Source organism: Corallococcus sp. CA054B (assembly GCF_003611625.1).
GTDB lineage: Bacteria > Myxococcota > Myxococcia > Myxococcales > Myxococcaceae > Corallococcus > Corallococcus coralloides.
The window spans coordinates 23,002-31,059 of sequence record NZ_RAVY01000120.1; the positions used below are offsets into that span (position 1 = coordinate 23,002).

Below are 8,058 nucleotides of genomic sequence, written 5' to 3' on the forward strand. Positions count from 1 at the left end.
GGCGGTCAGGCTCCGGCCTGCTGGAGCTCCCGGAAGTGCTCCAGCACGTGCTCGAGCGCGTGCTCGGAGACGAAGTCGAGTCCCTGCATGGCGCCCGCGGCGGCGGAGGCGGCCCGCTCGAACATGGCCGCCTCGTAGCCCTTCACGGCCCGGCTCCAGTCGGCATCCGCCGCGAGAGCGAGCCCCAGCTCCAGCCCATCGAGCATCGCCATGTTCACGCCCTCGCCGGAGAAGGGCGGCATGACGTGGGCCGCGTCCCCAAGCAGCGTCACGCCCGGCCGGTGCGTCCACCGGTGGCCCACGGGCAGCGCGACGATGGGGCGCGCGACGATGGTGTCGTTGCACGCGTCGATGAACGTGAGCAGGGACGGAGCCCACCCCGGGAGCAGCGCCTTGAGCTGCTCTCGAGCGCGAGGAGGGGAGGACGTGTCCACGAGCCCCTGCTGGAGCTGTGCCTCGGACACCCGGAACATGAAGTACGCGCGCACGTGGCCGTGGCTGCTGCGCTGGGCGATGAGGCCCTGGTTGTTTCCAACGACGGAGATCTTCCCGCACGGGAGCAGCTTCGCGACCTCCGGATGCCGCGTGTCCACGTCGTCGATTTGCAGCTCGATGAAGAGCACGCCCGTGAAGGCTGGCGTCGCCGAGGACACGAGCGGGCGGATCCGCGACCACGCACCATCCGCGCCGACCACCAGGTCGAACTCGCCGAGCGTGCCCGCCGGGCTCACGACGCGGTAACGCCCGTCAGAGAGTGGCTCCACGGCGGACACCTTGCTTCCCCAGCGGATCCGTTCCGCGGGGAGGCTGTCCAGCAGCAGTGAGCGCAGCTGAGTGCGGTCAATCTCTGGCCGGTCGCCGTCGCTCGCCTCGTTGTGCTGGAAGTGGAGCGTCCCCTGCGCGTCATAGATGGCGTCGCCCTGGTCGTCGTACCGGGCAACGGCCTTGAACTCCGCCTCCAGTCCGGCCTCGCGAAGCGCGCGCAGCCCGGAGTCGCCGTGCAGGTCCAGCGAACCTCCCTGGGGACGGGCGAGCGGGTGCGCATCCAGCTCGAACACCGTGGCCGCGATGCCCCGTGTCTCCAGGATCCGCGCCAACGTCAGCCCGCCCGGACCACCCCCGATGATTCCCACTGTCTTTGTGATATTCATAGCCTGCTATGTAAATTGGGATGAGGCCCCATGCAACCCAAAGGGCTCCCGGGGTTGGGACACTCAGTCGAGGTGAAGTGGGCGCGGGTGGAGCAGCCGGCGATGGCGGAGCTGTTGTCACGCATGGAGCGCGACGGCGTGGTCCAGCGCGAGCCCATACGTCGGGAGGGGAGGGCGCCTCACGAGCGTTCGCAGGCGACGCGTGGAACCCACGGTGCCGATGCCTCACGCGGTAACGCGCCGCCGCGTGACGGACACCTCCCGCAGCTCCGGGCGCGTCGAGCTCGCGCACTTCCTTCGCAGCCGCCGTGAGCGATTGCGTCCGGAGGACGTGGGACTTCCCGCGGGTTCGCGGCGTCGTACGCCGGGCCTTCGCCGCGAGGAACTGGCGCGGCTCGCTGACGTGGGCGTCAGTTGGTACACGTGGCTGGAGCAGGGGAGGGACATCCACGTCTCCGAACCACTGCTGGAGCGCCTGGTGGTCGCGCTCCGCCTGACGCCGACGGAACGGCTGCACCTCTTCGCGCTGGCGGAGAAGCTCCAGGCCGCGAGCCCGGAGTTCGCGCGCCTCTGGCATGAGCACGACGTGGTGGAGACCCCATCCCTGTTGAAGGTGCTCATCCTCCCGGAGCTGGGGCCCATCGAGTTCGAGAACGTCACGCTCACGTACTCGGAACCCGATGGACGGGAGCTGCGCGTGTCCTTCTATGCGCCGCATCCCGGTCCCCACCTGGAGCGCACGCGGGCGCTGTTCCCGCGGACGTAGCACCTGCGCATCCGCGGGCTGATCATCACGGGTTGAAGCGAACGCCGGTCCACGCCTCGCTCGCGGACCACAACCGGTCGGCCCGCTTCGGATCCACGGCCCAGTCCTTCACGCCGCGCCGGATGGTGGCGTCGGGCGGCGCCATCACGGCGATGTCTACGTTCTCGCAGTACACGCCGCCCTTGCCCGCGAGCTGGGGACTCGTCGCGCACCAGACCGTGGTCGCGGCGCCCTGTTCCGGCGTCTTCAGCGGTTCGACCTTGTTGGAGTTCTCGATGGAGGCGCGGACCTCCTCCTCGGACATGGACCGGACCAGCTCCGTGAGGATGCCGCCGGGGTGGACGGCGAACGCGCGCACGCCATGGGCTTCACCGCGCGCATCCAGTCCGACAGCGAAGAGGATGTTCGCGGTCTTCGACTGCCCGTAGGCGACCCACTTGTCGTAGGGGCGCTTCTGGAAGAAGGGGTCCTCGAAGTCGACGTCGGCGAAGAAGTGGCCGCGCGATGACAGGCACACCACGCGCGCGCCGTTCGCCTGCTTCAGCGCGGGCCAGAGCCGGGCGGTGAGCTGGAAGTGGCCCAGGTGGTTGGTGGCGAATTGGGACTCGAACCCGCGCGCGTCGCGGGTGAGCGGCGAGGCCATGATGCCCGCGTTGTTGATGAGCAGGTGCAGCGGCCGGCCGGACGCGATGAAGCGCGAAGCGAACGCATCGATGGACGCCGGGTCGATGAGGTCCAACGGCTCCAACTCCACGCGCTCCAATCCAGCGAGCGCGGCGCGCGCCTTGTCGGGAGTTCGCGCGGGGACGATGACGGTGGCACCCGCGGCATGGAGCGTGCGGGTGGTCTCCAATCCGATGCCCGCGTAGCCGCCGGTCACGATGGCGACGGTGCCATCGAGCCGGGTGTTGCCCAGGGCCTCGCGTGCGGTGGTGGTCGCGCCGAAGCCGGAGTTCAGGGGCTGCTGTTTCGTGGTCATGGGCACAAGGTGCAGGCCCGCGGTCCGCGCGAAAAGAGCGTCAATTCATCCTATGTGTGGCACCACCCGGATGCGGATCCGGGAAGGGGAGGGCAGCGCATGGACGCGGTGAAGCTGCGGGTCGCGAGGCCGACACGGAACCTGGACGCGGTGGTGCGCTTCTACCGGGACGGGTTGGGCTTCGAGGTGCTCGGAGGATTCGAGGACCACGCGGGGTTCGACGGCGTGATGCTCGGACATGCGGGCGCGCCGTACCACCTGGAGTTCACGGTGGAGCGCGGACACGAAGCACCGCGAGCTCCGTCCGAGGACCACCTCCTGGTGTTCTACGTGCCGGACCCGGAAGCATGGGCGGAGCGAGTCCACCGCATGGAGGCCGCGGGCTTCGCGCCGGTGCCGTCACGCAATCCGTACTGGGATGCGAACGGAAGGACCTTCGAGGATCCGGACGGCTACCGCGTCGTGCTTCAGCAAGGCGCCTGGTCGCGCTGAACGGTGAAGCACGGCGGTGCGTGTTCCACGTGGAACGTCCAAGGCGAAGTCGCCCGGATGCGTTCGCGGGACCTGAGGCTCCGCGTTCCACGTGGAACACGTGCGCGAGTTCAGCCGCGTGATGAAGCGGAGTCAGGGACCGTCACGGTGAGGCGCGGCACTGGTCTGAGCCACGGACCGCCAGGCGGATGAAACGCAGGTCCGAAGCCTCAACGCGAAAGCACACGCGGGCCGGTTCCCCTGCTCCAACGTTGGGACGCTCCTTGTTCCACGTGGAACGTCCAAGGCGGAGTCGCCCGGATGCGTTCGCGGGACCTGCGGCTCCGTGTTCCACGTGGAACACGTGCTGCCTGATGGGCCGGCGGATGGACCCGGAAGGGGATGAGTCCGAGTTCTGGCTGAGCACCACGAGATGTCGCGTGAAGGCCCGTGCACGAAGGACCGGACTCACGCCGTTGTCCGCGCACGGACATGCAGATGGATTCGCATCACGCCGCCAATTCGAACCGAGGCATGCGCATGCGCGGGGCTTCGAAGCATGAGCTGCCGCCCACCGGATCCGGTGCGTGATGGGCCTCGCTGAAAAGGACGAAGCAGTGGAAGCACGGGCTGAGTGCACGACCGGTGTTCCACGTGGAACACGACCGGCCTCCGGTCCGCGTGTGGAGGCGCCGAGAAACAAGCGTTGAAGCGGTGCGGAGTTGGTCGCCGTGGCGCTGAACCGTGGCTGACCTGGAGCGCTTGATGGGGCGAAGGGGAGGGGAGCCAGCGCTCATGCGGCTTCGCATGTTCCACGTGGAACACGCTCCGAGAAGGGGCTCACCCGGTTGCCCGGACTGCGGCCGTCAGCGTGAGGGACAGCACATCGGATGTGCTGTTGGGGGATGAAGAAGAGGCCGCATGAGCGGCTCCGCATCAGGCACGCATCACAGCGGTTCGTGGGCCATCGGGTAACGGATCCGGACAGGCATCCATGCGGCGGTTCATGGATGGCGAAGGCGAATCGCAGTGGATGAAAGGGAGCCTCAGGCTGGCTGCTCCTTCCCCAACCACGGCTCGAATCGCGCGTGCCTGAAGTGGTTCAGGCACTTCCTCTTCGCGGCTTCGATGACGTGTTCCACGTGGAACGTCCATGCATGGATGCGGCGCTTGAAGCGAGCATCCCGCGCAACGAGCACCGCGGGTTCAGCGCTTGATGCAGTTGATGGAGGTGACGGCGTGTTCCACGTGGAACGTCCGGTGGATCCATCGCTTCGCGGTGCCGTGGTCCATGGACAGCGCGGGACCGGTCCTCATCTGCGCGTGTTCGTGGAAGCGTGGGCGTGTTCCACGTGGAACGTCCCCGTGGATCCACTGACTGGGCATGGTCTGACCACGCGGCTTCTGGCCCGTGCTTCCACCTGCCCGTGTTCGCGGAAGCGTGGATGTCTCTTCGCGGAAGAGGTCACGTCAGATGTTGGGCCGATGCTCGCCGCACGTGCCAGTGATGGCGTGACCGTGTTCCACGTGGAACGGCCTGCGTTGGGCCATGGCTTGGAACGGGTGCTGGCCATGCCGGAGGCCGGGCTTCTTTCGCGCCGCCCGTTCGAAATGGCATGGCGTGGTTCGCCTGAAGCAGCGGTGCTGAAGCACGGACTCGGGCTGATGGGATCCGCGCGGGATGCCGCGCTCCGCATCGCGTGCTCGCCGTCGCGTGAGCTTGTTCCACGTGGAACGTGCCGGCGGATGCGCGGCCTTGGGTTGGCGGGGTTCGCGAAAAGCGTCGGACCGGTTCGCCGCATGGAGAGGCTCGGACGGTCGCACGTGTTCCACGTGGAACGCACGGCACGAAGGAGAGGTCGTGGGTGGGCGCGGTCCGCGAGAACGCCGGACCAGTTCTCCACATGGCGAGGCTCGTGCTCTCACGCGTGTTCCACGTGGAACGGGCGACCCGTCGTTGGGGTGGTCCGCGAAACGCGCCGGACGTTCCTCAGCACAGCGGTGCTCGGCCTCGGGCGTGTTCCACGTGGAACGGCTGGCCTGGATGGACGACCTTCAAATGACGCGGTTCCGAAAAGTCAGACCGTGCTTCCGCATGGTGGTGCTCGCATCCGGTGACGGTCGCTCATGCCGCGCGGCTGACCATCGTTGCGCCGCCCGCGTTGGACCTGGTTCGCGAGAAGTGGCGGACCGTCCTTTCACATCGCGGTGCGCATCCGCGGGACGCCGGTCGCGTGACCAGCTCAGCTTCGATGTGCCGCCTGCGGTGAACCGGGTTCGTGGGAAGTGCCCAGTCCGTGCGCATCGCGGCTCGTATCCGCGAAGCGCCGACCGCGTGAACCGGCTCACCTTCGATGCGCCGCCTGCGGTGCGCGGGGCCTGCCCAGTCCGTCCCCTCGCATCGCGCTGCTCGCGCCAACGGATGCGTCCACGGGAACGCCTGACATGCGCGGCTTCAGTTGGCGAGGTCCGCGAAAAGCACAGGAGGCGCGGTGCTCGCAGCGGCATGGCGCGAGTTCCACGTGGAACCGCCGGTCGCCATGGCTGAGGCCACCGCATCCACCTGATGGGCGCGCGGACGGGAACCCGGTGCCTCGTCACATGTCATGAGGCGCGGACTCGCATCGCGTGACGCGTTCCCCATCAAGCGCGGCTCTGGGTCCGAAGCTGTGGTGCCGGTCATGACGGTTCACGGTGGAAACCCGGTGCCCGTATCGGCCCGTCCGACGCCACGAATCCAGGCATCGCATCCACGGTCCGCGCGCATACCGGACCGATGCTGGACGCCGTGCCTTGTGGTGCGCCCCATGAACCGCCAGCTCGCGAACCCGAGCCGACATGGCGGAGCAGCTGGCGCCGACACGCGTTCCACGTGAAACGACCGGCGCGGCCGGCATGAAATGACGGCACCACGCACGGTGGCTCAGCTCCGCGCACGTGCTCGGCGGAACTTCGCATCCGGTTGGCGCGTCGAACTGGAAGCCATCCGGCGCGCACTGCGAACCGTGCGCCGTTCACGCAGTCCCGTCCCTGAACGGGACACGGACGCGCATCCGGTCGGCGCTTCAGTGGGCCCGCGGAAGTGGACGTCACGCGGAGGCCCTCACCTCGGATGGTTGAAACGCCTCCGCCCGCGCGAAAGGCCACGCTGGTTCAACGGCGTGCTCGCGTTGCGTCCACGGCACCGCGAATCCAGAACCCACGACCCGAAGTCGCCGGACCGGCGCGCGGACTCACGTGGCCACGTCATCCCCAAACCGGCTCCAACTCCGCCGCGGCTGAACGCGGACCCGAACCGGACGCCCAAACCCAACGCGCCGACCGCGTCCCTGAACCGGCTCGCGCGAAATCCACCCGCCGCACGGACCCACGAAGCCGAACCGGTTCCACGTGAAACTTCGAACCCGCGAACGGCGTGAAGCCGCCGCCACGAACCCACCGCGCGCGGACCCCCTGAAAAACCCAACACCCTTCCGCCCCGCACGGAATCGCCACCCGGAAAGCAGCCGAGCAGGCACTCGCAGCCACCCTCAGCCGCGCGAATTCCCACCGCTCACGGCCATCCACGGGCCCCAGAGCGAGGGGCCGGGCAGGGCTCTCGTCCCACCTTGGATGGGAAATTGATCCGTCCTCGAACCCCGTGCTAGCTGCCTGATCAGGCCCCGATTCGCGCGCACGTCCGCGCGAACCGCGGGCGGGGCTCTGGCGTCAGCCGGGGCGAGAGAGGATGGGCCACGTGGGTCGTATCATCTGCATCTCCAACCAGAAGGGCGGCGTGGGAAAGACCACCACCGCCATCAACCTTGCAGCGAGCCTCGCCTCCGCGGAGCGCCGCACCCTGCTGGTGGACATGGACCCCCAGGGCAACGCCGGCAGCGGCCTGGGCCTCAAGCGCGAGAACCTCACCGGCACCGTCTACGACGCACTCCTCGGCGGCCGCCCCGCTTCGGAGCTCATCCACCCCACCGAGCTGCGCTTCCTCCAGGTCATCCCCGCCACGCCCGACCTCACCGGCGCGGAGGTCGAACTCGTCAACCAGGAGCGCCGCGAGTTCCGCCTGCGCGAAGCCCTGCTGCCGCTCAAGGACAAGTACGACTACATCATCATCGACTGTCCGCCCTCGCTCGGCCTGCTCACGCTCAACGCGCTGGTGACCGCGGACTCCGTCCTCATCCCGCTCCAGTGCGAGTACTACGCGCTGGAGGGCCTCTCCCAGCTCACGCACACCATCGACCTGGTCAAGCAGGGGCTCAACCCCTCGCTGAAGATGGAGGGCATCCTCCTCACCATGTTCGACGCGCGCGCGAACATCGCCCACCAGGTCGTGGACGAGGTGCGCGGCTACTTCAAGGACCAGGTCTTCCAGGCCGTCGTGCCGCGCAACGTGCGCCTGTCCGAGTGCCCGTCCTTCGGCAAGCCGATCATCCTCTATGACATCAAGTCCAAGGGCTGCGAGAGCTACCTGGCCCTGGGCCGCGAGCTGATGCGCCGGGACTCCCCCAAGCCGTCCAAGCGCCGGGTCGCCTGACCGGTCGCCTCCTTAATAGAGAGAAGTGAATGGTGGGACCGGGTGCCCGGTTCGCCGTGAAGCACCCAAGGCCCATGCGCGCCGGTCCCACTCCGGCGCGGGGAGTTCCCAACCGCCGTGCAGAAGAACGCAGACACCCAGAAGCGCGCCCTGGGCCGGGGCC

The 8,058-nt window shown here is 68.3% G+C and carries 5 protein-coding genes; 3 read left to right on the forward strand and 2 right to left on the reverse strand.

Annotation, left to right across the window (positions count from 1 at the left end; genetic code table 11):
• Positions 1–5 precede the first annotated feature (5 nt).
• Positions 6–1,133 carry an NAD(P)/FAD-dependent oxidoreductase gene (locus tag D7V80_RS25970; protein WP_233585724.1) on the reverse strand — a complete coding sequence of 376 codons (1,128 nt, stop codon included), beginning with the start codon at positions 1,131–1,133 and terminating at the stop codon, positions 6–8.
• Positions 1,134–1,371: 238 nt separating this feature from the next.
• Here D7V80_RS25970 and D7V80_RS25980 point away from each other — a divergent pair, with 238 nt between their 5' ends.
• Positions 1,372–1,917, forward strand: coding sequence for a helix-turn-helix domain-containing protein (locus D7V80_RS25980; protein WP_120590721.1), 546 nt, complete (start codon positions 1,372–1,374; stop codon positions 1,915–1,917).
• 25 nt (positions 1,918–1,942) lie between these two features.
• Here D7V80_RS25980 and D7V80_RS25985 read toward each other — a convergent pair whose 3' ends face one another.
• On the reverse strand, positions 1,943–2,896 hold the full coding sequence (locus D7V80_RS25985) for an oxidoreductase (protein WP_120590723.1): 954 nt from the start codon (positions 2,894–2,896) through the stop codon (positions 1,943–1,945).
• Positions 2,897–2,995: 99 nt separating this feature from the next.
• Between D7V80_RS25985 and D7V80_RS25990 the strand changes: the two genes are divergently transcribed.
• Both D7V80_RS25990 and D7V80_RS25995 read left to right on the forward strand, forming a co-directional pair.
• Complete coding sequence (locus D7V80_RS25990; RefSeq protein WP_120590722.1) at positions 2,996–3,388, forward strand: VOC family protein; 393 nt, start codon at positions 2,996–2,998, stop codon at positions 3,386–3,388.
• A gap of 3,715 nt (positions 3,389–7,103) precedes the next feature.
• The gene (locus D7V80_RS25995) at positions 7,104–7,895 is read left to right on the forward strand and encodes a ParA family protein (protein WP_120564782.1); all 792 of its coding nucleotides are present in this window, start codon (positions 7,104–7,106) and stop codon (positions 7,893–7,895) included.
• Positions 7,896–8,058 lie beyond the last annotated feature (163 nt).

Coding starts and splice junctions, on each gene's coding strand:
- D7V80_RS25980 (WP_120590721.1), top strand. CDS start 1,372: ATGCCTCACGCGGTAACGCGCCGCCGCGTGACGGACACCTCCCGCAGC.
- D7V80_RS25985 (WP_120590723.1), bottom strand. CDS start 2,896: ATGACCACGAAACAGCAGCCCCTGAACTCCGGCTTCGGCGCGACCACC.
- D7V80_RS25990 (WP_120590722.1), top strand. CDS start 2,996: ATGGACGCGGTGAAGCTGCGGGTCGCGAGGCCGACACGGAACCTGGAC.